General features: G+C 52.2%; 26 protein-coding genes and 1 pseudogene. 17 read left to right on the top strand and 10 right to left on the bottom strand.

The window, feature by feature from the left end:
* Positions 1 to 35 precede the first annotated feature (35 nt).
* From ACZRJ6_RS10420 to ACZRJ6_RS10405, 4 genes are all read left to right on the top strand, one after another.
* Positions 36 to 299, top strand: a complete 264-nt coding sequence (locus tag ACZRJ6_RS10420; protein ID WP_138233662.1) for a hypothetical protein — start codon at positions 36 to 38, stop codon at positions 297 to 299.
* Positions 300 to 407: 108 nt separating this feature from the next.
* Positions 408 to 2,306 carry a hypothetical protein gene (locus tag ACZRJ6_RS10415; RefSeq protein WP_157222879.1) on the top strand — a complete coding sequence of 633 codons (1,899 nt, stop codon included), beginning with the start codon at positions 408 to 410 and terminating at the stop codon, positions 2,304 to 2,306.
* 223 nt (positions 2,307 to 2,529) lie between these two features.
* Positions 2,530 to 3,270 (top strand): hypothetical protein, encoded by a 741-nt coding sequence (locus ACZRJ6_RS10410; RefSeq protein WP_157222880.1) that lies wholly within the window; start codon positions 2,530 to 2,532, stop codon positions 3,268 to 3,270.
* 108 nt (positions 3,271 to 3,378) lie between these two features.
* Entirely contained in the window at positions 3,379 to 3,522 is a 144-nt protein-coding gene (locus ACZRJ6_RS10405; RefSeq protein WP_156422427.1) for a hypothetical protein, read from the top strand.
* A gap of 66 nt (positions 3,523 to 3,588) precedes the next feature.
* Here the strand turns inward: ACZRJ6_RS10405 and ACZRJ6_RS10400 are convergent, their stop codons facing one another.
* The 4 genes from ACZRJ6_RS10400 to ACZRJ6_RS10385 form a co-directional block, all read right to left on the bottom strand.
* Complete coding sequence (locus ACZRJ6_RS10400; RefSeq protein ID WP_463968084.1) at positions 3,589 to 4,482, bottom strand: hypothetical protein; 894 nt, start codon at positions 4,480 to 4,482, stop codon at positions 3,589 to 3,591.
* A gap of 47 nt (positions 4,483 to 4,529) precedes the next feature.
* The gene (locus ACZRJ6_RS10395; protein WP_367235962.1) at positions 4,530 to 5,021 is read right to left on the bottom strand and encodes a hypothetical protein; all 492 of its coding nucleotides are present in this window, start codon (positions 5,019 to 5,021) and stop codon (positions 4,530 to 4,532) included.
* A 57-nt stretch (positions 5,022 to 5,078) separates the two neighbouring features.
* On the bottom strand, positions 5,079 to 5,390 hold the full coding sequence (locus tag ACZRJ6_RS10390) for a hypothetical protein (protein ID WP_144269764.1): 312 nt from the start codon (positions 5,388 to 5,390) through the stop codon (positions 5,079 to 5,081).
* 559 nt (positions 5,391 to 5,949) lie between these two features.
* Positions 5,950 to 7,701: a tyrosine-type recombinase/integrase gene (locus ACZRJ6_RS10385; protein ID WP_463968083.1), complete on the bottom strand. Its 1,752-nt coding sequence runs from the start codon at positions 7,699 to 7,701 to the stop codon at positions 5,950 to 5,952.
* Positions 7,702 to 7,769: 68 nt separating this feature from the next.
* On the opposite strand from ACZRJ6_RS10385, the gene ACZRJ6_RS10380 reads away from it, so the two are divergent.
* The 6 genes and pseudogenes from ACZRJ6_RS10380 to ACZRJ6_RS10355 all read left to right on the top strand — a co-directional run.
* Positions 7,770 to 8,099, top strand: coding sequence for a hypothetical protein (locus ACZRJ6_RS10380; RefSeq protein ID WP_149411654.1), 330 nt, complete (start codon positions 7,770 to 7,772; stop codon positions 8,097 to 8,099).
* Positions 8,100 to 8,156: 57 nt separating this feature from the next.
* Positions 8,157 to 8,477, top strand: a complete 321-nt coding sequence (locus ACZRJ6_RS10375) for a barstar family protein (protein WP_463968082.1) — start codon at positions 8,157 to 8,159, stop codon at positions 8,475 to 8,477.
* 204 nt (positions 8,478 to 8,681) lie between these two features.
* Positions 8,682 to 9,842 (top strand): S-type pyocin domain-containing protein, encoded by a 1,161-nt coding sequence (locus tag ACZRJ6_RS10370; protein WP_463968081.1) that lies wholly within the window; start codon positions 8,682 to 8,684, stop codon positions 9,840 to 9,842.
* Between the two features lie 14 nt (positions 9,843 to 9,856).
* Complete coding sequence (locus ACZRJ6_RS10365; RefSeq protein ID WP_463968080.1) at positions 9,857 to 10,135, top strand: colicin E3-like toxin immunity protein; 279 nt, start codon at positions 9,857 to 9,859, stop codon at positions 10,133 to 10,135.
* A 9-nt stretch (positions 10,136 to 10,144) separates the two neighbouring features.
* Positions 10,145 to 10,615: a hypothetical protein gene (locus ACZRJ6_RS10360; protein WP_463968079.1), complete on the top strand. Its 471-nt coding sequence runs from the start codon at positions 10,145 to 10,147 to the stop codon at positions 10,613 to 10,615.
* A pseudogene (locus ACZRJ6_RS10355) lies at positions 10,611 to 10,709 on the top strand (phosphonoacetaldehyde hydrolase); the annotation flags it as partial. The gene ACZRJ6_RS10360 and the pseudogene ACZRJ6_RS10355, both read left to right, overlap by 5 nt.
* Before the next feature lie 81 nt (positions 10,710 to 10,790).
* Here the strand turns inward: ACZRJ6_RS10355 and ACZRJ6_RS10350 are convergent.
* Genes ACZRJ6_RS10350 through ACZRJ6_RS10340 form a run of 3 tightly spaced genes read right to left on the bottom strand, consistent with a single transcriptional unit; the run spans position 10,791 to position 12,125 of the window.
* Entirely contained in the window at positions 10,791 to 11,237 is a 447-nt protein-coding gene (locus tag ACZRJ6_RS10350; RefSeq protein ID WP_463968078.1) for an NUDIX hydrolase, read from the bottom strand.
* A 39-nt stretch (positions 11,238 to 11,276) separates the two neighbouring features.
* Positions 11,277 to 11,663: a c-type cytochrome gene (locus ACZRJ6_RS10345; RefSeq protein WP_463968077.1), complete on the bottom strand. Its 387-nt coding sequence runs from the start codon at positions 11,661 to 11,663 to the stop codon at positions 11,277 to 11,279.
* Positions 11,664 to 11,693: 30 nt separating this feature from the next.
* The gene (locus ACZRJ6_RS10340; RefSeq protein WP_463968076.1) at positions 11,694 to 12,125 is read right to left on the bottom strand and encodes a bleomycin resistance protein; all 432 of its coding nucleotides are present in this window, start codon (positions 12,123 to 12,125) and stop codon (positions 11,694 to 11,696) included.
* A 267-nt stretch (positions 12,126 to 12,392) separates the two neighbouring features.
* On the opposite strand from ACZRJ6_RS10340, the gene ACZRJ6_RS10335 reads away from it, so the two are divergent.
* Positions 12,393 to 12,770 (top strand): response regulator, encoded by a 378-nt coding sequence (locus ACZRJ6_RS10335; RefSeq protein ID WP_463968075.1) that lies wholly within the window; start codon positions 12,393 to 12,395, stop codon positions 12,768 to 12,770.
* A 21-nt stretch (positions 12,771 to 12,791) separates the two neighbouring features.
* Here ACZRJ6_RS10335 and ACZRJ6_RS10330 read toward each other — a convergent pair whose 3' ends face one another.
* The gene (locus tag ACZRJ6_RS10330) at positions 12,792 to 14,105 is read right to left on the bottom strand and encodes a sensor histidine kinase (RefSeq protein ID WP_463968074.1); all 1,314 of its coding nucleotides are present in this window, start codon (positions 14,103 to 14,105) and stop codon (positions 12,792 to 12,794) included.
* Positions 14,102 to 14,812, bottom strand: coding sequence for a response regulator (locus ACZRJ6_RS10325; protein ID WP_463968073.1), 711 nt, complete (start codon positions 14,810 to 14,812; stop codon positions 14,102 to 14,104). Before ACZRJ6_RS10325 ends, ACZRJ6_RS10330 begins: the two co-directional genes overlap by 4 nt.
* 145 nt (positions 14,813 to 14,957) lie before the next feature.
* Here ACZRJ6_RS10325 and ACZRJ6_RS10320 point away from each other — a divergent pair, with 145 nt between their 5' ends.
* From ACZRJ6_RS10320 to ACZRJ6_RS10310, 3 genes are all read left to right on the top strand, one after another.
* A complete protein-coding gene (locus tag ACZRJ6_RS10320) occupies positions 14,958 to 15,746 on the top strand; it encodes an MlaA family lipoprotein (RefSeq protein ID WP_463968072.1) in 789 nt (262 codons plus the stop codon).
* A complete protein-coding gene (locus tag ACZRJ6_RS10315) occupies positions 15,736 to 15,981 on the top strand; it encodes a hypothetical protein (RefSeq protein ID WP_463968071.1) in 246 nt (81 codons plus the stop codon). The genes ACZRJ6_RS10320 and ACZRJ6_RS10315 overlap by 11 nt, the downstream gene beginning before the upstream one ends.
* Before the next feature lie 148 nt (positions 15,982 to 16,129).
* Positions 16,130 to 18,058 (top strand): alkaline phosphatase D family protein, encoded by a 1,929-nt coding sequence (locus ACZRJ6_RS10310; protein ID WP_463968070.1) that lies wholly within the window; start codon positions 16,130 to 16,132, stop codon positions 18,056 to 18,058.
* Between the two features lie 24 nt (positions 18,059 to 18,082).
* On the opposite strand, the gene ACZRJ6_RS10305 is transcribed toward ACZRJ6_RS10310, so the two are convergent.
* Positions 18,083 to 19,111 (bottom strand): amino acid ABC transporter substrate-binding protein, encoded by a 1,029-nt coding sequence (locus ACZRJ6_RS10305; protein ID WP_149411667.1) that lies wholly within the window; start codon positions 19,109 to 19,111, stop codon positions 18,083 to 18,085.
* Between the two features lie 169 nt (positions 19,112 to 19,280).
* Between ACZRJ6_RS10305 and ACZRJ6_RS10300 the strand changes: the two genes are divergently transcribed.
* From ACZRJ6_RS10300 to ACZRJ6_RS10290, 3 genes are all read left to right on the top strand, one after another.
* Positions 19,281 to 20,171 (top strand): LysR substrate-binding domain-containing protein, encoded by an 891-nt coding sequence (locus ACZRJ6_RS10300; protein WP_463968419.1) that lies wholly within the window; start codon positions 19,281 to 19,283, stop codon positions 20,169 to 20,171.
* A gap of 88 nt (positions 20,172 to 20,259) precedes the next feature.
* Positions 20,260 to 21,510, top strand: coding sequence for a 2-aminoadipate transaminase (locus ACZRJ6_RS10295; protein WP_463968069.1), 1,251 nt, complete (start codon positions 20,260 to 20,262; stop codon positions 21,508 to 21,510).
* 149 nt (positions 21,511 to 21,659) lie between these two features.
* A complete protein-coding gene (locus ACZRJ6_RS10290) occupies positions 21,660 to 22,634 on the top strand; it encodes an amino acid ABC transporter permease (RefSeq protein ID WP_463968068.1) in 975 nt (324 codons plus the stop codon).
* Positions 22,635 to 22,644: the final 10 nt, after the last annotated feature.

Raw genomic sequence — 22,644 nt, 5'->3', positions numbered from 1 at the left:
ATGCTATTATTTAAAAACAACAAACCTTTACTAAAATGAAAATCAGATTATTTACCTTTGCAGCTTTAGCCTTGCTTTCGAGTTTATCCCATGCGAATGACTCAACTCAAAACAAATCAGGAAAACAGAATATAGATGAACAAAACCTGATTGAGGCCACGAGACAAATTGTTGACTCAGTGGGTTTCGTTGATATGGATGCACAGTCACGTTCTTTTTTAAGCACCGACTTCAAAGGAATTCCTATTGAAGATTATGAAGACACAAACGATTACGACGCCCACAGAGACGCTTCATGATTAACCACTTATCAATTAAAGCCTCAACAGAGGCTTTAATTTTGCCAAAAGGAAAAGTATGCAAACGGCAAAATGGTATAATTAAGCTAATAAACAAACCTTTAAATCATGCAAAAATCACTAATAGCCATATCAACACTTTCTGTTTTGTTGATAGCAAACACAGCATCAGCAATTACATGGCCTGCTGAACAAACATACGAAGAATCGCTAGGCGCAGAAACATGGTCAACAGACGGGGGATGCAAGTCGGGGCAACAAATCAGTATGAGACGAGTCTTTTTTATTAATAAAGATGGTAGTAAAACCTATGTAAACAAAGGAAATGGAGTTTTTGTAAATGGTAGTGAATCGTATGGCGACGGATTTGAAATATTGTCAAAATGCTACGAATCGACAAACACAGCAATGGAAGAAGCTAAAATATCGGAAGTTGTATCAGAAGTAGTCTCGCAAAAATGCGAAAATCCGTTAGAAACAGGGTCGATAAATAAACGTCGTGAATATACGCTATGGAGTTCAGACAGAGTAAACAGTAACTTTAAAACAGGTTTTGGTGTGATGGTTACTAGCACTTGTAAATTAGTAGAAACAAAGGTTTTTGATAATCCAGTTTGCTCAATAAAAAACCCTGAATTTCCATTCGGAACGATTTTTGGGACATGGACAAGAACGACAAAAGACGGCATAGCAGGAGAATGGAATTTAAACGGATTTTTTACAAACGTTAACAAATGCTTTAAGACAGTAACTGAAACCAAAAATCCTACATGCCCCGCTGGTTACACCGGGCAAATGACGCAATCGAGAACGTATGATTTATGGAAAACTGGTAGCACAAAAAATGATTCTGGCTTTATCACAACACAAGACACTTGTTCAAAAACTGAAAACAAACAGCTTGTACAAGAGAATTGCCCATCAGTGAACCCAAACTACCCACTTGGAACTACGAACGGGCTTTATTCAAGGACGGTGACACCAGCAGGAATTGCCAGCGATTGGAAATTAACAGTGCTTATTTCTAATGCCTGCTACTACATGAAAGACACAGTAACAAGCACAAATGAGGTTTCATGCCCAACAGGCCAATCAGGAAAAATCATAAGAGAAACGCACTTAAAATTAAAACAATACATCTCTTGGTCACAAAACGATTCTTCATACATTGTTGAAACTGAAAATAGCTGCAAAGCGTCAGGCCCCGTCACTGTTGAAGTAAAACCCGGTAGCGAAACCGTAAGCTGTGATTCGTATTATGGAACACAAGCAGGAACGTACACAGGAAACGTTACCAAGACTGGAGACAACATCACAATCTTTGACCCTATAAGCGGAGCGACAAACACAACGTTCCAAACGAAAAGCGAAGACACAACATCGTGCATAAAAGAAATCACAACGACTACGAAAGAAATCATTGAAGAAGAATGCCCAGCCGGATTTATAGGTAAAATCACAAAGTATTTAGTAAAAGCTGAAAGCACCACAGGTACTGTTTATCCATATGGAACCACGCCAATTCTTGATTCAAATACCTGCACTGCTGTTTCGGTAAGCGATGAAATAAACGCACCTAGCACTGAACATTTGCAAGATTCAGTTCTTTCAAACTTGAGTTTCACCACAACCTCTATCTCAAAAAGCGATTTGATAATCGACCAACTCAACAAAATAGACACATCGAAGCTTGAAGGCAAAGCCTATGTAATGAATATTAATGCTGACAATTTAAGTTCCGAGGCTTTCGATAAAAACAAAATAACTAATCTTGTAAAAACATTTAAAACGAAACTGGGTCAATCAGCTAACGTAAAAATATCATCAGTACCAGTGACATTGGATAAATACATTAATCAAGATGGCTTAACACAATCTAGAATTCGATTAGAAAGATTATCGCTTTCTGGCACTAGCGTTAACAATGGCACAGTCACTGTCAAATACGTTTCTCTTGCGAAATCAACACCTCAACATTTCAGCTTCACAGTAAAGGTCTTTGATTAAGATAAGCCACCAACAGAAGCCCTACGGGGCTTTTTTTGTACCTTGAAACCACCGCCATGAGCCGTCCTAACCTTACCCACCACAAAGGCACCCTCCAACCTTAGAAAGCTCTCAAATCAATCGACAGCCATCCTAAATAGGAACTCTTCAACTTTCATTGCTTACGGGCTAATTTGCAAAACCAAAATGCTATAATTCGATTAACAAACAAACCACTACAAAAATGGACAACAATCAACCAGCGACAGACAAAAAAAGTAAGCTGAATACATTATTAATGCTTATGTTAACCTTTATTGGTGTAAGTTTATTTTTACTATCTGCTTCATATTTAATTCTTCTACATAAAAGCCTTGATCGACAAGGATACTATGTTCATCAGTTCTTAAAAGAAGAACACCTAGCATCAATGTTCTACATCGCTGTTGCAGCGGGCTTTTCTTATTTTATATGGCGATGCATCAAAATCGTTATCAGAATTAAGAAAGAAAAATTCTGTCTGGACAATATTCAGGGAGCTTTTATAGTGGCGCTTTTCATATTTTTTATGACTTTTTTTATTTTCTTAAACACACAGATTAGGTTTGAGCTTTTAAAAATCCAGGATATTAACGTAATACTTGAAGATGCAACCTTGGAAAAATATGAAGCATACAGCCCGTCACGATTCCCACATTACCAATTCAAAAATGCACAGTTCAGATTCATAAGAGAACAAAGTACCAGCTTAATAGAAATACGAAAGATCAGTAATCTTTATGCCACGAACAAGCTGGTAACACCAATTGAACCGCCTTACTATGATTTGCACAATTTATCGAGCGTAGAACTAAAAGCGGGGTTATCGCCACTATTTGCATTTTACTACTTGGTTATTTTTCAATTTCTCTTGACTATATTCTTAAAGCTATGCATTTATTTACCATGTAAAGTGATAAATTATAGCATTCAACGAAAGGCTTGACACTTAATGGTGCCAGCTGCATTCCAAGTCGTTTTATCACTAATTAATGCGCGTTCAAATGTTATAATTCTTGTATTCAGCACTTATGCTGAAAAACAGGATTACATAATGGAAGAAATTAACGATGATGAGTCATTTAAGGAGCTATATGAATTTCTAGACCTAATCAAAATAAACCAAAAAAAATTGAAGAAAGCCCAAATAATAAGCTTTACCTATCAGAAAAGGCTTTCAGCAGAGGGGAAAGAATAGACGAGGTAATATTTGATTAGTTAAAAAATAAAAAAGCCTCTCACGAGGCTTTTTTTAGGTCAGTCATCAGAAGGTCATGAGCTTCACAGCATGCTCAAATGCATTTTCCCTCGCTTTGACGTGACCCTGGCTCAACAGGAAGGCCAACACGTCATCACCGCTGTAATGCTCTGCAAATGCTTGTCTAGCCACTCTCCTATCGATCACATCATCGATCACGGCATCACCAAGAAGCCGAGATTTGTACACCAGCGTTTCTCGTAAAGCCTTTAGGTAGAAAGCGGTGTCATCAGGGCTACCAGCTCCAACAGCAGGCGCTGTGAGCTTCATTCCCCTTACCTTCTGTATCTGATCCACACATTCAGTGCAGGAACGCTTTAGCGAGCGATTGCAGGTCACGAATGACCCAGTGCCATGGTGCTTGAACCCAGCAGCGTGTATAGGTGCTTCAAGGCTCTTTGGACGAGGTACGCGCAAGGTGCTGACACTCTTGTTCAGAGCCCACACGAACATCTGTGCGTTGAATGCGTACTGGTCATCGTCCTTATGCTTGCCGATCCTACACACCAGGTCGTAAAGCTTGCTATGCAGGCTTCCCTTGATGGTTGTTACCAGAGTGGGGGCAAAGCCAAGGCTAGCCAGGTCGTTCAGCTTTAAGGACGTGACAGAGCTGATTGTGAGGTAGTGGAAGGTCTTTGACTTCGGGACAATCGTTACGTCATACCCTTCGATGTTTTTGGCACTCATCAGCTTGAAAAGCTTGTCGGTCAGCAGGTCATCAGCAGTGAAGAACTGATTCTTCACACCTTGCGCATTGAATGCTTTCAAGCAGAAAGCCGCCTTCTCTTTGGCAATCAAGGTTTCTGTAGCGGGGTTGAATATGACTTGGAATTTGTCAGCTTCAAATGATGCTAACTGGTTTGAAAAATGGTCGATTCTAGCTATTTTTGTTTTTGTCATTTTGTTCTCGTATTTTTGTTATTTTCTCCTTACGGAAAAGTAGGTAATTAGAATGGGATAAGACCATCAACACCTTCTTGATTCATATCATTATTAAATTGCTTATATTTCTTGAATTTCTCTTTACAAATCTGTCCATTTACCAAAGCAGCAGATCTAAACGACTTATTCAATGCGCTAGGCATTTTCATCTTCTCTTCAATACTACCTTTACAAGCGAACTGGACATTCACCTTAAAAGTCGTTTCACCACCAGTCCTATTACTATTTTTAGTTTCAATGAAATTCATATACCTCAAGACATTCAGGGATTTCTTACGAGTATTTTCAGAAACGTCCAAATACTTATCAAGGTCATGAAGGTTAACTTTGCATTCATTAAATCTATCCATATTTTCGACTGCAGCCATCAGGATCTGCCCAGCCACTTTATCAAATCCAACCACCGCAATATAATAAGGCATTGCGCTCGTAAGAATTTGCGCGTAAAAATTCTTTTCTAATTTATTAAATGTTATACTATTAAAAGGGTTCTTCATCTCAACCTCAACTCATTAATTAGACTGTTTGCCGCAGTCTTTTTATTTTTCTATCAATTAAAGGTTAAGGAACTTAACTTCAATCCACATCATTCCATGGGCTTTATCATGCTCAACAGCAATTAATTTCTGCTCAATTAAAACGTTCATGCATCTGCGTACATTTTCGCTTGTGCAATCCATCCACTTCATAATCTCTGCTTTGTCCGTATAAACGACATGCAAGCCAGTTTCTGTTTTATCAGCAGCAGTGCAGAGTTTTATCAATAGCGTATGCGCGGAGTGTTTTGTCAAAGCCACTTTACAAAGAGCTTCCAAGGCTTTGTCAGAAGTAGGCAGTTTTATATATCTTCTATTCTCAATGTTCATGTTGATTATTATTTAGTTTGTTTTAATACGATAGCATTTGAAAAACACAAAATTGTGGTTTAAGCACAAATTTGTTGAAAAATATTTTAGTATGAGTAAATAAAGCAAACTTTGGAGTACAATTTTTTGTACTCCAAAAAGAGAAATTCCACAAATATGTTGGAAAACACCGCTTTAGAGTACAGTTTTTTGTACTCTAAAATACCTTTACAGTACAATTTTTTGTACTGTAAAGTCTCTACAGGCCACGGAATTCAAGGACTGAAAACCTATAGCGCGCGCGTATAATTTTAGATCTCATTAAAAACCTAAAGGCGTCAGCAAATCTAGCCATCAATTGTTGGGCATTGGATCATGCATTAGAATTGAAAATGCATTCGACAGGTCAATAACTTTTATTGATCCTTGATGATCATTCATTTTAAGAAGTTCGGGCACTCGCTGCGCGAAATTGTTCAGCACTGCAAGCCCCAAACCTTTGGATCATGCCTTTGTCGCTTAAGTATCCGCCAAGACACTTTTTAAATTAAAGCTATTCCGGCATTTCCATAAACGTACATCAAATATCAAATTTAACCTTTTCAATAGCTTCTTTCTTTGCCATAGGTGTTGGTCCATCAGAGTAACGATCAAAGGTCATAGAAAGGCTACCGCCAACGTCATGCCCTACAATCGACATAACAAGGATGTTTTTCGTATCGGCACGTTCAAGCTCCGTGACCATTGTGTGTCGAAAGGAGTGAAAGACTAAATCCTTTGGATATCCAAGAGCGATTTTAAAGGCAGAGAACTCACTGCTCATTTCTTTAGATTTTGTTCCATACTTCCCGCCTCGATTCGTTTTCAGCAAATATCCGTCTTTGGATTCAGCCTTTAAGCGTTTAACAAGTGTTAGCAATTCTGAGTGAATTGGTACAAGCCTTTCACCAGCGTTGGTTTTAGACTGTTTAATGTCTATACAGTAAACACCATCCACCTCAACCAAATCTTCAACCTTGATTTGGCATATTTCTTCGATTCGTGCGCCTGTGTAGCATCCGAGCCTGATCAAATCAGCAAGACGTGTCTTTTCTTGGCTTATAGTATTGCTGTAGAGCGCCTTGACCTGTTCCTTGGTAAATCCTTTACGAGCATCCTCTTTCCTCGCACCACGGCGTATTTTAGCCACAGCGTGATTTGCAAATGGATTAACTGGATATTTTTGTCTGAAATCCACGTTATTGAACATGAATTTGTAAAAGGCATTGTAGGAACAGAGGTACTGCAATTTCGTTTTATCGGCACATTCAAGCGATTCCAAGAAAACACGAACCGATTCATAATCAAGCTCAAATTTCTGTTTTTCCAGAAACGACTTAAGCATGTTCAAGCGTTTTACGTGCCGGTCAATCGAACGCAGCGTTACCTTACGTTTCACTTCGTATTTGTGAAACTCAACGAAATTCTTCTCTGTCAGAGGATGCCTTTTGACGAATTTGGTTGGTTCTGCAATGAAGGTTTTGACTTGTTCCTTTTCTGCATGGGTTTCTGCATACCCGTGGAATGAACCTAATTCAAGGGTATTTTCCAGCTTTTCAAGGAGTCCTTCCGATTGCTTGAAGGTTTTGCTTGGCTGGCTCTGGAATTCATTCAGCTCAGTCAAAATCGAAGCCAGCGCCGGGTGCAAATCCTCACCAAGAGCCTCTTTTTCTTCAGCCAAAAGATTCAGAAAACTATGGTGGCTGTCTATTTCCTTCACTGCCTGTACGTCTTCAAATTCTGAATCTTGAAAAGCCTTCTTCCTATCCTCTTTCCGCTCCATCAGCCTGCGCTTTATCTCGCCCAGGTTCTGGAACATTTCGTCAAATTTCACATCGACTGGCAGTGAAGCTAGGGTCTGCATTTCTTGCTCAATGACGAGCTTGCGCCGCTCCACTGCTATGCGGTTTTTGAACTCATGCAGATCCTTTGTACGAAGCACAAGGGCTTCGCTCTTACGACCCGTTTTGAGACTCTTGATGAACTCAGTTCGGTTCCCAAAAGCAGACCTAACATCCTTGGGAATCGCTACGCGGACGTACCACGTTCCATCGATGTTTTTGAGATTATCGACCGCCATAGCGCGAGCATCCTGTACAATTTTTAGCCTGAAGGCATATGGCCTTCTCATCAGCACAGACTGTAATGCCACGAACAGCTTTTTGGAAGTGGTTTTTGGAAGTAAAAATTGCTGGAAGCGCCGTATATCAAGGTTTACAGGGGGTTGCGCCATTTTTGGAGACAGTTCGAGTCTCCCTCGGGGCACCATCTTAAAAAAGACCTTGAAATTCAAGGTCTTTTTTTTCGCCTGTAGAAAAGTGATTGTTGGCAGACGCACACGACTGTAGAGGAACCTGGACCATGGAATTGACGCTGGAGACGGTTGCGCTTTTCGCCCTCAAGTTGGCTTATGAGATAGACGGTGGCAGCCCGATTTTGCGGGACGATCTGGTCATGAGTGAGTATGAGAGGGAGGTTTTTGGGTTGCTCGTGCGTCAGGGTGATATCGACGCTATCCAATCTAAGGTCTCGGAGTGCGCAGGATTGGCACTGGTGGCTTTAGGCGGCACGGATAAGCCGCTCGGTCGCGAGCTGCAGCGGCTGGCCGCTGAAGTCAGCCAGGCGCAGACACTTGAGAAACTGAACGCCCCGCTGCTCACACTCAAGGACTACCTGAAAGACATCCAGTGAACAAGCCCCATGAAAGACGGGACACTTACACGCCCCACCCCGACGCCCACTGAATACATGACTAGATTACCCGTCATAAAAATAGACTTGAGCAGTATCAAGGACTCCCAAGAACTCCACTCCACCCTGAGCAATGTTCTCGGCTTCCCGGACTGGTACGGCCAAAACTGGGATGCATTCTGGGATGCCATTACCGGGCTGGTAGAAATGCCCATCACGCTGCAACTCTCAGGCTGGGATATCTTCTCCGAACACTTGCCCCAAGACGCGAGGCTGCTACAGCAATGCCTCACCGACATGACGCTCAACTACCCGGACCTGGCGCCAGAGGTTCACTACATAAGCACAAGCAATATCCTGCCGCCGACTCACCAGTAGCGCATTGATCGCTGAAGTTCTTGGCGCCGTTGGTTCTACACGGAGCGACTTCTCCAAAAATTCGCGGGCGGTTTTTCCATAGTGCTGGGATTTAGCATCCATTGATAAACTGACTTTTCCCACACACACCATCGAACAATGAGAATTTCAGGTTCTCGCCCGCTCTCATAGGCTCACTTCCTCGCACAGGGAAGTGAGCCAGCCATGCCAGAACGCGCCTATCCAATCAGTGAAGAAGAACTTCTTCGACGACGAATCCTGACCCCGCAACCTTCCCGGGCACCTTATTCACCGTCCATTGATTTAATCAACACAACGCCTGTCCCAGCACCTGAGCCCGCCAAGATTCCCGGTTACGTATTCGCCAAGTCGTGCCAACTGCCAAACGGCATCATCAGCTACAACAACCCCACCGGTTACGTGCCGCAGGAGCTGGTCAAGGAGTACGGCCACTTCGCACTATTGGGTGGGCGTACGGCCGATGGTGACGGCGTTCCTCTCAGCAAAATCAGTGGCAATGCCCTGCCCGCAGGCCTCGGGCAATTGGTACTCGGCGGGTCGGCACTGCAAACCGCTACAGCGGCGGTCGGTACCGTGGCAAGCGGACTACTGACAGGGCTGGTGGCTTTGGCTTGGCCGTCGGAGCTGGGTGACAGCGCCCTTTATAGCGAAGAACAGCTGCGTTCGATGCAACAAGCCCGCTCGCGCATGCGCCTGCACATCGAGCAGCAGGCGGACGGCACGCTCAAAGGGTATGGCTTCTACACCGGCAACAATGCCGATTGGCAGATGATCGACGTGGTTCAGTTTCAAAGCCGCGACAGTCAATTCGTGGCAGAGCTCGGCGAGGGCGTGGAGCTGATTTGGACACCCGCCATTGATCCTGGCGACACCCTTGGCATTCCGGCATTGGAAGCTGCGCCGCAAGCGCCGGTGATGTGGATCTATCCGCCGACTGAGGTAGCCAGGCAGATTCTGGTCAACCCGATTTATCCGCCGGAGTATCGGGATTTTATTCTGGTATTCCCGGTGGAGTCGGGGGTTCGGCCACTGTATGTCGTGGTTAGCGAGCCTCGGAAGGGCTTGAGAAACCCGGACTATGATTACTTTCCCGCTCCCAAAACCGAAGACATAACTGCCTTCCCTGGTTTGATAGAGCAAAAGAGAAAAACCCCAAGGCGAGGCGGTGGGGGTCTACGTAAGCGTTGGAAGGACGCTAAAGGCAGGACGCTTTATGAATGGGATTACGAGAAAGGCGAACTGGAAGCCTATCGAAGCAATGATGTTAGTCACCTAGGCTCCTTTGATCCCTATACCGGCGAACGCCGGGGCCCAGCAAAAGATGAACGCCGTATAAACAAATAAGTGGAGACTTCTTCATGTGTATGAAAATCAGATTGGCATGGTATGACAAGCGCACCGAAAACTTAGAGGCCGATGAGTACTCAGCAAACTTTGAGGACGACGAAAGCATCCTTCCCGCGCTCGGATTAGACGAAGAGCCCCAAATCTATGCTGGAGGATTCGACGTACTCCCAAGCTGGATAGCGATCCTCCAACCTCATTTCCAGCACCTAATTGAACCCGCCAATTTCTACTACCAAATATCTTTTCGGTACCAAGGTACATGGCCGCCCCAACCCTCCAAGCAGCCATAAAGAATGCTAATGAAAAAGCCTCCTCTCTATCGCTCAGTCAACACCCGTACACACAATGTGCGCCACGGCAGTTGTTGCACTTATCGACAGCACCGCAACAGCAAAAGCGAAAAGGGTTCACTGTCAAGCCGTGGCTCGATGCACAGCCATCACCGACACGGCTTTGATTACACGCCGCTATTCAGGTTTTTACTGTCCAAGGTCGGTCATCAGTGGGATGACGTTTTCAGCGAAGCCAATGCCCGCCTGGATCGTCCGGAGCCAGTATTCTGGTTGGTTTCCCTACATGAAAGCGATAAACAAGAGTACGTGCGGGTTGATGAGTCCACCTATTACAGCGGACTGTATGTCGACGAGGCGGGCTTGTTGCAGAGGGTTAACCCGCAGTTGAAGGCAGAGCACATGAAACCGTTTTGTGATTGCTGTACTCACACCTTCAACGGAGTGCTATTCGCAGTGGTTCAACCGTGCAAGATTTGAAAACTCACGGTCGCATTACCTGACCGACACCATCGTCGAACTGCCGGCGGTGATCGAAGACCCGGCACGGGGAGAAACGCCATGCGGGTCGTAATGCGGCTACGAGGTCAGCCGCCTTGCAAAGCGGGGGCTGAATCCGGTTTAAACATCTGTGTATTCACTCCTTGTCTGCGGCTCATTTCAGCAACCCCGCACCCTTGAGCAAGTCGTAAAGCCCTTCGGGAACCAGCGGCGAGTCAGCGCTGAAACTTGAACTGTCCTGCCAGCTCACCTTGAACGCAGCACCATTACTTTCCTCACCGTCGATATGCGGCAGCTCGTACAGGCGCGGGTCCTCGAATTGCCCATCGTAGACCTGGACAATCTCGTGTCCCGGATTGCCGGCGTAAATGAAGATACTTTCGAGGGTACCCAGCAGACGCAGGCTGTGGATGGGTTGTTCCAGTTCTTCCTGGACCTCCCGCACGATGGCTTCGGCGCTGGTTTCACCAAATTCGATGCCACCACCGATGGGGCGATATAAGTGGTGGTGTTTGATGGCGTCGTAGAACTGATGGACGAGGATTTGTCCATTGCGGTGAAAGATGCAGAGCGCGAGCGCCCGGATACGAGGTGCAGCCATGTGGTGAAGTCCTTTTCAATGTCGTATGCGACTCATTACTTATGGCGTTTGAAACGTCTCAAGATAAGCCAACAGGTTTTCAATCTTTTCCTGATCGCTGATGCCCCAGAAAATCATGCGGGTGCCGCTGATCACTTTTTTCGGTGCCTCGATATACGCGGCCAGCTTCTCCCGCGTCCATACCACGCCGGAGTTTTTCATCGCGTCGGAATACTGATAGTCCGTGGTGGTCCCGGCAAGCCGCCCGATCACCCCGTTGAGTTGCGGCCCGAACGAACCGCGCGCGTTCAACCCGACGCTATGGCAGCCGCCACAGGTTTTGCTGAACAGCTTGGCGCCAGCCTCAGCGTCGCCCGCCGCTGCCGGTGCGCTGAACAGGCCGGCGTTGAGGACTAAGGCGAGGGTCAGTAAAGCGGCATGCGTCATCGAGGGCTCCAGATCAGGTGTCGTGGTCAATTATGCCTGCTGAAGCGGCCTTTCCCCCAACCGTTCCACCAAACGCACCAGGTAACCGTCCGGGTCCTTAACCAGGAATTGCCTTTGCCCCGCCTCCACCTCATCCGCCCGGTACCAGGCATCTTCAACGTCACGGAAAAGCGGCCAGCCAATGGCGTTCAAACGCTGCAGGATCGGCGCTACGGCGGGGACATCGATTTGCAGGTTAATGCCTCGGCCCAAGGGTGCTTCCAAGGGCCCGGTGAGCCACTGCCCGGCCTGGGGCTCATATTGCTCCAGCATGATTTGCGCACCTTGCAGATCAAGGTAGGCAAAACCTTCCTCGGGACGCTGGTAGGCGATGTCGAAGCCCATCTGGGTGACCCAGAAGTCGAGGCTGGTGATGAGGTCGGTGACCACCAGTTCAGGGACTAGGGGATTGCGAATAAACATGGTGTTCCTTGATTAGCGAGAGGTGACAGAGGGCGGGCTTGCCGACGATATTGGATGAGCGCTTTTAGGTCTAGCTCACGAACGCATGCCCCTCCAGTTGCACGCTGTAGCTACAGGTAGCGCCATGTTCACCCACATGGCGAGCTTATGACACGGCGCAATTCAAAGGCCACCCAATGACCATCCATCGCAAGTAACACATCAAATCGAACCTATCCAACCACCACCCACTCCACCTTACTTAAGCCTGATGGAGGAGTAGTGATCATGGCTCAGCCATCGATTTTGGTGCTGGAGGACGACGAGATCATTCGTTCGCTGATGATCGTCGTGTTGGAGGAGTTCGGCGCGGTGGTCACCTCTTTCCCCTCTGCGGACGAAGGGATGATTTTTCTGGAGCGGGCCGATGATCCGGTGGATTTAATTGTCAGCGATATCCATATGCCCGGCCTGCTTAATGGCTATGACTTGAGCAAAGTGGTCGCCCATCGCTGGCCGTCGGTGTCGGTGGTGCTGACCTCAGGCGACACAGTAATGGCGGAGCAGTTGGGCAGCACCGTGCGGTTCCTGCCCAAGCCGTGGAGTACCCAAAGGCTGCTCGATTGTGTGCAGGCTGCCTTGGACAAGGGTGCATCCACGTATTGATCGCCTACCTGCGGACTGTCATTACACCGGCAACACCACCACTGCCTCCAGCCCACCCCCCTGGCGATTGACCAGGGTAAGCGTGCCGCCGTGTTCCAACACAATCGCCCGTGCGGTGGAGAGCCCCAAGCCGACGCCACCAGTACTTTTGTTGCGCGAGCCTTCCAGGCGAAAAAACGGCAGGAATACCTGTTCGTGCTGGTCGACGGGAATCCCCGGCCCACGGTCCAGCACGCGAATGATCACCTGGCCCGGCCGTTGTTGCAGTTCAATTTCCGGCGCCAGGCCATAGTGGATGGCGTTGTCCATCAGGTTGGTCATCATCCGTTTGAGGCCCAGGGGCCGACCGAAGTAAACCAGGCGCGGCGGGCCGTCAAAACTGATGTCGATGGCCTGGTCACGGTAGTCGTCGATCAGGGTTTGCAGCAGTTCCGCCAGGTCCAACTGGGTAGCCTGTTCCAGCCGGGCGTCGTCGCGAAAGAACTCCAGGGCTGTACTGATCATTGCCTGCATCTCGTCGACGTCGCGGAACAGCCGCAATTGCTGGTCAGTATCCTCGATAAACTCGCCCCGCAGGCGCAGGCGGGTCAAGGGCGCGCGCAGGTCGTGGGAAATCGCCGCGAGCATCTGGGTTCGATCCTGGATGAAGTGTTGCAACTGCGCCTGCATACCGTTGAAGGCGAGGATTGCCTGGCGAATCTCATGGGGGCCGACAGGCTCGATGGGCGGGGCGCGGAAGTCGGCACCAAAACGTCGGGCGCCCTGGGCGAAGTGTTGCAGCGGCCTGGCCAGTCGCCGGGTGGCGATCAACGTGACCAGCGCAGTGGAAATCAGCACCAGCACCAACACCACCAGACTGCGTGGCCCCTCCGATAACCCCCAACTGCGCGACTCAGAGCTGAACATCAGCCAGGTATGGTCCGCCAGCTCAACCAGCAAGACATAGCGCCCGCTGGGGCCTGGCCAGTCGGACGGCTCATAACCCTCCATCCGGCGTTGCGGTCCCTTGAGCAGATGCTTGAACGTCTCCTCGGCCTCGGTAGAGTGAAAACCGGGGTCGTCCAAAACAGGCAAATCAATCCCCTCTCGATTGACCGACCAACTGACACTGAAATTTTCATCACCGACTGCCTGGGCCAGATGTGAGCGCTGCGACGGCTCTGCGACCTCAATCACCCGCACGATAACGGCAACCTTATCCAACAAACCGGTCTCGGTCAGGGGCGGCCTGGCCCAGACGCCCGCCAGTTGGGCAAACAGTGCGTTGAACGCCAGGGCCGTGAGCATGGCAATCAGGATGGTGAAGGCAATCCAGCGAGCCACCGTATTTTTCATGAGCGGCTCACGCTGACGGTGAACTGGTAGCCGCCATTGCGCACGGTGCGAATCATCGCCGGGCGCTTGGTGTCGAACTCCAGCTTGCGTCGCAGGCGGCTGACCTGAACGTCGATGCTGCGGTCGAACGCGTCATGGCTATGGCCCCGCGCCAGGTTCAGCAACTGCTCGCGGGTCAGTACGCGCTGGGGATGCTCGACGAACACCAGCAGCAGGTCGAACTCCCCGGACGACAGCGGGATCATCACTTGGTCCGGCGAGCGCAGTTCGCGGCGAGTCAGGTCCAGCTGCCAGCCGGCGAAGCGGATCAATGGTCGCGAAGCATCGCCCAACGGCGCCCCGCTTTCACCGGCGCGGCGCAACACGGCACGCACCCTGGCCAGCAGTTCGCGGGCATCAAAGGGTTTGCTGAGATAGTCATCGGCGCCCATTTCCAGGCCCACCACGCGGTCGCTGAGCTCGCCCATGGCGGTCAGCATGATCACCGGCGTCGCGTATTGCTGACGCAGGCGCTGGCACAGCAGCAGGCCGTTATCTCCCGGCAGCATCAGGTCGAGAATGATCAGGTCGGCGGCCTGTTGCTCCATGGCCGCCCACATGTCTGCGCCATTGGCGGCGGTCTGCACCGTATAGCCATGTTGCAGGAAAAATTTCTTCAGCAGCGCGAGGACCTCAAGGTCATCGTCCACGATCAAAAGATGGCTCACCGGCGGGCATCACTTGGGTTTGTCGAGGCGACATCTAAAACTATTCGGCGCAGCCCGTCATATATTTCAATCGTGCAATAAAGCGGACATCTTTGCGCAAAACCCGAATGCCAGCATCCGCCTCCCTTTTCCGGAGACTGTGCTTATGCACTCGCTGACGTACCCCCAGCACCTGGCTCGCCAGGCCGTACTGCTGTTGACCGTGTCTTACCTCACAGGCTGTGCGAGCCCGGCACCGGTGGCGAGTACCACAAGCTGCGCGCAAGTTTCCTACCCGGTATACGACCCTGCCGAACCGATCAACCGTGGGGTGTTCGCCTTCAACCGCACCGTCGATGACTATGCCCTGGCGCCTGTAGCCCATGGCTATAAACACCTGCCGGAGTTTTTCCAGCAGGGTGTGCATAACTTTTCCAGCAACTTCAGCGAGCCCAAGGTGTTTATCAACGATTTGCTGCAGGGCAACCCGCGGCGCTCAGTCAATACCCTGGGACGCTTTGCCGTGAACACCACGGTGGGAATTGTCGGCCTGTTGGATGTTTCAGATTCGCTGGGTATTCCCCGCCACACCGCCGACTTCGGCCAGACCTTTGGCGTGTGGGGCATCGGCAACGGGCCGATCGTCGAACTGCCCTTGCTGGGCACCGGCAACAGCCGCGACGCCGCAGGCAAAGTGTTGAGCTTCCTAGTGGCCCCCTTGGGGGACAGCGATACGGTGCAGACTCTTGAAACCATCAACATGGTGGGCGGCACGGTGGATACTCGCGCCTCATTATTGCCACTTACCGACAGCCTGCAGCAGTTGCCCGATTATTACAGCGCGTTGCGTAATGTGGTGGCCGAACACCGTGCCGCCTACGTGCTGGAAGGCAAGGAAGGGGCCACGACACCGCAGGCCAATCGATGCGCAGAGGGTGGCGGCGATGACTTCTGAGTCCAGCTCGTTACTGCTGCATCATCAGGTCCGCAAACGCGGCGTCAACACGCTGATCTGCCAGGAAACTCGCTTGCAGATGTCGTCTGACCAGGGTCAGCTCGTGCTCAGCCGGTATATCGAACAATACAGCCCGCAAGGAGTGCGCTGGGTCGAGTGCAAGCACAGCGTGGCGATGGACGATGTGCTGCGCTGGCTGATTAGCCAGGGTGAACGTTCGGCCACGACGTCATAATTTGAGGCCAGACGTTTATAACTCGCCACAAACCAGGAGGCGGCGCCCGCGCGCTGTTTTCTGTTTCCTCCCCACATTGGGCCTTAACAAAACGCTGACATCCACTGCGCTATCCTTTGTGACCCGATCCTGCACAGAGCCGTGTTCCATGCCTCAAGCCGACACATTGCCCGCCGTCCTTGCTGGCCCCCTGCTGCGTCGCCTCGAACCGGGGCGCCTGGTGTTGTGGCTGGTGGGCAGCCGAGCCCTGGCGTTGACCCTGAGGCTGCAGTTCACCCAGGACGAGCGCGAGCACACCCTCGACATCAATCTGGACGCGACACTCTGCCAGGTCGTCCCCGTGGGACGTCACGCGTTTATCCACCTGATCGACGTGCCGCTGAGAAACGCCCTGCCCCAGGACGTGACCATCGGCTACGACCTGCTGATCAACGAGACCGGCGCTCATCCCAGCGGCATCGCCGAATGGGCGCCCCACCTGCTCCATGCCAACGCACGCACCCCGGACTTCGTCCTGCACAGTCGTATCCAGCAACTGATGCACGGTTCTTGCCGCAAACCCCACCACTACGCCGATGAAGGCCTGCTGTGTGTCGATCGTTTGCTGGCCGAGGGCCGCAGCCCGGTACAACGCCCAGCTCTGTTGATGATGAGCGGCGATCAGGTCTACGCTGACGATGTGGCCGGGCCGATGTTGCGGGCCATTCATGCACTGATCACCCGCCTGGGCCTGTTCGAGGAACACCTGGATGGCGCCGTGGTGGACGACAGCGCCATGCTCTACGGCCATCCAGCCAGTTACTACCATCGCGCCGACCTGTTGCCGGCCCTGGAGAGCAACGAAACCCTGCGCGAGCGGTTTTTCGGTGGCGTGAAGAAGCCGATTTTCACCACCAGCACCGCCGACAATCACCTGGTGACCTTCGCCGAAGTGCTGGCGATGTACCTGTTGGTGTGGTCGCCAACCCCTTGGACGCTGATCGCCCCGCAACCGCCGCAGCTGAAGGCCGAAGAACAGAAACGCTATGCCCACGAGCAACTGCAGGTGGATAAGTTTCGCGACGGCCTGGGCGGCGTGGCCAGGGTGTTTGCGCATATCTCATGTCTGATGATTTTCGATGATCACGACATCACCGACGACTGGAACCTTAGCGCCCAATGGGAAGAAACCGCCTACGGCAACCCGTTCTCCAAGCGCATCATCGGCAATGCCTTGCTGGCCTATATGCTCTGCCAGGGCTGGGGTAATAATCCTGATGCGTTTGAACAGCTGCTGGGCAAGACCCTGGCACTCACCACGCAAGCCCCGGCGCACGACCACTATCTGGACGCGCCAGCCCAGGACGAACTGGTGGATGAACTGTTGAAATTCCAGCAGTGGCACTACGTCTTGCCCACCACCCCCGCCCTGGTGGTGATCGACACCCGTACTCGGCGCTGGCGCAGCGAATTCACCCTCAAGCAACCGTCCGGCCTGCTGGACTGGGAAGCCTTGAGTGAGCTGCAACAGGAACTGCTCGATCACCCGTCGGCCATCATCGTTTCACCGGCGCCAATCTTTGGCGTAAAGCTGATCGAGACCGTACAGAAAGTCTTCAGTTGGTGCGGCTATCCGCTGTTGGTGGACGCGGAAAACTGGATGGCCCATCGCGGCGCAGCGCAGGTGATCCTGAATATCTTCCGTCACTCGCGCACGCCGGGTAACTACGTGATCCTGTCGGGAGACGTACATTACTCATTCGTTTACGAAGTGCTGATTCGCCACCGCAACGCCGGGCCAAAAATCTGGCAGATCACCAGCAGCGGCATCAAGAACGAATTTCCCAGGGGCCTGCTGGAATGGTTCGACCGTCTCAACCGCTGGCTCTATTCACCCCGCTCACCACTGAACTGGCTGACCCGGCGGCGCACCATGCAAGTGGTACCGCATATCCCGGAACATGCCGAAGCTGGCGAGCGGCTATGGAACTCGGCAGGCATCGGCCAAGTGTTTTTCAACGAACAAGGCCAGCCTGAGGCGATTTACCAGCACAACGCCAATGGCTCGCCGCGTACGATGATGAGAGCGCCGCGGTAAACGTTTCTCACACACCCGCTGGCTTTATCGAACTGGCGGCGCGTACTGGATGCCGCCGTTGTTCCACAAGGCGTTGAGGCCACGCTTGATCTTCAACACGCTGCCCTGGCCGATGTTGCGTTCGAACACCTCGCCATAGTTGCCCACTTGCTTGACGATCTGCACCACCCAATCCTTGCGCAGCTTCAGGTCCTTGCCGTACTCACCGTCGGCACCCAGCAGGCGGGCAACATCCGGGTTCTTGGTGGTCTTGGCCTGATCTTCGACGTTCTGCGAAGTGATGCCCATTTCTTCGGCATTGAGCATGGCGAACAACGTCCACTTGACGATGCTGAACCACTCTTCATCGCCCTTGCGCACCAACGGGCCCAAGGGTTCCTTGGAGATCACCTCCGGCAACACGATGAATTCGTCCGGGTGGGCCATCTTGATGCGCTGGGCGTACAGGCCCGATTGGTCGGTGGTCAGCACGTCGCAACGACCGGCTTCCAGGCCCTTGGCGCTTTCATCGGCGGTATCAAAGGTGATGGGGGTGTACTTCATGCCGCTGGCGCGGAAGTAGTCGGAGACGTTCAACTCGGTGGTGGTGCCGGCCTGGATGCAAATGGTCGCGCCGTCCAGCTCCTTGGCGTGGGCGACTCCGAGTTTATTGTTCACCAGAAAACCGATGCCGTCGTAGTAGGTGACGCCGGTAAATACCAGGCCCATGCCGGCGTCCCGGGAACTGGTCCAGGTGGTGTTGCGCGAAATCAGGTCGATTTCCCCGGACTGCAGGGCGGTGAAACGCTCCTTGGCGGTCAACTGGCTGAACTTCACTTTCGAGGCGTCACCAAACAGTGCGGCGGCGACGGCATGGCAGACGTCAACGTCGATGCCAGTCATTTTGCCCTGGGCGTCCGGCACGCCGAAGCCGGGCAAACCGTCGCTGACGCCACACTGGATAAAGCCTTTCTTCTGGATCGCATCCAGGGTTGCTCCCGCGTGCGCGGCCCCCGTCATGCTCAATACCGCAGCGGCGGTGAGTGCGGCCAAGGTGGTTTTCAGGTTCTTCATGCAAGGCTCTCCCTGTTGATCTTTATTATTCGGCGCCCCAAACCCTCGCCGGTTTATAGTGATCGAAGAGTATCAACGGCTTTACGCCTCGGCCACAAACGACATTCAGGCAAGGGCTCCTTCCGATTTGGAATGAACTCCCCCAAGAGACCCGTCAGGTAATCCCGTGATTTCAAAACGTTTAACCCCTTCGATGACCGCCTTGCAGTGCTTCGAAGCCGCCGCTCGCCACCTCAGTTTCACCCGCGCCGCCGAAGAACTGCACTTGACCCAGAGCGCGGTGAGCAAGCAGGTGGCGCAACTCGAAGAGATGCTCTGCCACAACCTGTTCCAGCGGGTGCGCCAGCGTTTGTACCTGTCGCCAGCGGGTTCGCTGTACCTGGCGGAAGTGCACAAAATCCTCACTCAGGTGGACATTTCCAGCCGCTATATCTTGACCTACGGCGGCGAAACCGAGGTGCTGCGCATCGCCACCCAACCGACCTTCGGTGATCGCTGGCTGGTGCCCAAGCTCAAGGATTTCGCCGCGCTGCACCCTAATATCCACCTGGACATTCGCAACGAACTGGAGCCCTTCGACGTGCTGCAGGCCAAGGCCGATATCGCGTTTTTCTTCGGCCAGGGTTCGTGGCCTGGGGCGACCTGCATCGAACTGTTTCGCGAAGCCGTGGTGCCAGTGTGTGCGCCAGGCTTTGTCGCCGAAAGTAGCGATGCTTCGTCCCGCCATACCCTGCTGCAATGCACCTCGCGGCCAGAGGCTTGGCACGAATGGTTTCTGGAACAGGGCCTGCATTCGCAAAACAGCTACCACGGGCCGCGTTTCGATACGTTCTACATGTGCATACGCGCGGCGCAATCGGGGTACGGCGTGGCGTTGGTGCCACAGTATCTGGTGGCCGAGGAATTGGCCCAGGGCAGTTTGATGATCCCGTGGGATTACGCGATGCCCAGTGCCGGCGCGCACTTTATCGCCCATGCCGAACATGCCGGAGAGATTCCCAAGGTGAAGGCGTTTCTGGCCTGGATGGTGGGGTACATCACCGCACATCCCGACTTTTAATAATGACTCGGCGACTTTATTTCGTTTGCAGGGCAATGCGTCTCGCGGCTTAGATAAAAGCAAGCACCCCTTGCCGAGTCCGAGATCCATGAGCCGCGAAACCATCAGCCAGTCGATTTCCATCGTTCACCCCATCAGCCTCAGCCATGGCAAAAATGCCGAAGTCTGGGACACCGAGGGCAAACGCTACATCGACTTTGTCGGCGGTATCGGCGTGCTCAACCTGGGCCATTGCCACCCGGCGGTGGTGGAGGCGATTCGCGAGCAAGCGACCAAGCTCACCCACTACGCCTTCAACGCCGCCCCCCACGCGCCCTATATCGAACTGATGGATCGCCTCACCGCCTTCATCCCGGTGGGTTACCCGATCAGCGGCATGCTTACCAACAGCGGCGCGGAAGCGGCTGAGAACGCGCTGAAAATCGTCCGTGGAGCCACCGGCCGCACGGCGGTCATCGCCTTTGATGGCGCTTTCCACGGCCGTACCCTGGCCACTCTCAATCTCAACGGCAAGGTCGCGCCCTACAAACAAAAAGTCGGTGTACTGCCCGGCCCCGTGTACCACCTGCCCTATCCCAGCCAGGACAACGGCGTCACCTGCAGCGATGCGCTCAAGGCTATGGACCGCTTGTTCAGCGTGGAAATCGACGTCGACGACGTGGCCTGTTTCATCATCGAACCGGTGCAGGGCGAAGCCGGCTTCCTGACCCTCGACGTGGAGTTCGCCCAGGCGCTGCGACGCTTGTGCGATGAGAAAAACATCCTGTTGATCGCCGATGAAATCCAGTCCGGCTTTGGTCGCACCGGCCAGCGCTTCGCCTTCTCCCGGCTGGGCATCGAACCGGACCTGATCCTGCTGGGTAAAAGTATTGCCGGCGGTGTACCGCTGGGGGCGGTAGTGGGTCGTAAATCGTTGCTCGACACCTTGCCCAAAGGCGGCCTGGGCGGCACCTATTCCGGCAACCCCATCGCCTGCGCGGCGGCATTGGCCACCTTGGGCGTGATGACGGATGAACACCTGCACGCCTGGGGGGCGCAGCAGGAAGAGGCGATTGTCAGCCGGTATCAGTCGTGGCGCGCCAACCAGCTTTCACCCTACCTGGGGCGCCTGACCGGTATCGGTGCCATGCGCGGTATCGAACTGGCCAACGCCGACGGCACACCGGCCTCCAAACAGTTGACCCAGTTGCTGGCCCTGGCCCGTGACGCCGGTTTGCTGCTGATGCCCAGCGGCAAATCCCGCCACATCATCCGCCTGTTGGCGCCGCTAACCATCGAGACAAAGGTGCTGGAGGAAGGCCTGGATATCCTTGAGGCATGCCTGGCCAGACTAGACTGATTCACCGCTCCCTGAGGTCATCACCAGGATGACCTCAGGGACTGACATAACGAATTATGGTCGCTTGTCGTGGGCAATTTCGCCCGGCAATACTGGCCGACACCCCTTTATCTGACGAGATCATTACCACTGACAAGCCAGAGGCATCCATGTATCACGACAATATAATTTATAAGAAAAAGTCCAACGATCCTCGATTCCTGCTCGGCGTAGCGGTGGTGCTGTTCCTCGGCGCGTACCTGATGAACCTGGGAAACAGCGCCCTCAGCCATTTTTTGCAGCCTGTGCTAGGCAACGCTCCAGACAGCCTGGCGGCGCGCAACATCGCCATCGGCCTGGCGATTGCCGTGCTCGGCACCCTCAATTTTCATGTCCTCGGGCGCTTGAGGCTCAAGGTGCAGACCACCGTGGTCTGGATCGAGCTGCTGATTCTGTTCCTGGCATTCTTCGACACCTTCAACCTCTCCTACAGTTTTATCCTCGACAAGGTCGGTTTCCTGATCATCCAGGGCGCAGCCACCACCTTGTACATCTCCGCCATCGCCATCGTGATTGCCTTCGTCCTGGCCCTTATTGGCGCAGTCGCCAAGCTGTCGAACAACGGCATCGCCAACGCCCTGGCCTCGTTCTACACCTCGTTCTTTCGCGGCGTACCGCTGCTGATCCAGATTTACCTGATTTACCTGGGGCTGCCGCAGCTGGGCTATGTGGTCGATGCGGTGCCGGCCGGCATCCTGGCGTTGTCGCTGTGCTACGGCGCTTACATGACCGAGATTTTCCGCGCGGGTATCCAGAGTATTCCGGTGGGCCAATGGGAGGCTTCGCGTGCCCTGGGCATCAGCCCGTTCAAAACCCTGAGCCGGGTGATCATGCCCCAGGCCTTGCGGGTAATCATCCCGCCCACCGGCAACCAGTTCATCGCCATGCTCAAGGACAGTTCCCTGGTATCTGTGATCGGTGTCTGGGAGCTGATGTACCTGGCCAAGACCCAAGGCCGCGCCGACTTCCGCCACCTGGAAATGCTGATCACCGCCGCGATGATTTACTGGGCGCTGTCGTTCATCCTTGAACGGGTGCAGGCGCGGATCGAAAAACGGGTCAACCGATCCACTGCGAGGGGTTGAGCCATGACCA

It is taken from the genome of Pseudomonas sp. C321, assembly GCF_055407105.1.
The sequence above is the reverse complement of the archived record's forward strand: the minus strand, read 5'-3'. Positions and strand labels throughout refer to the sequence as shown.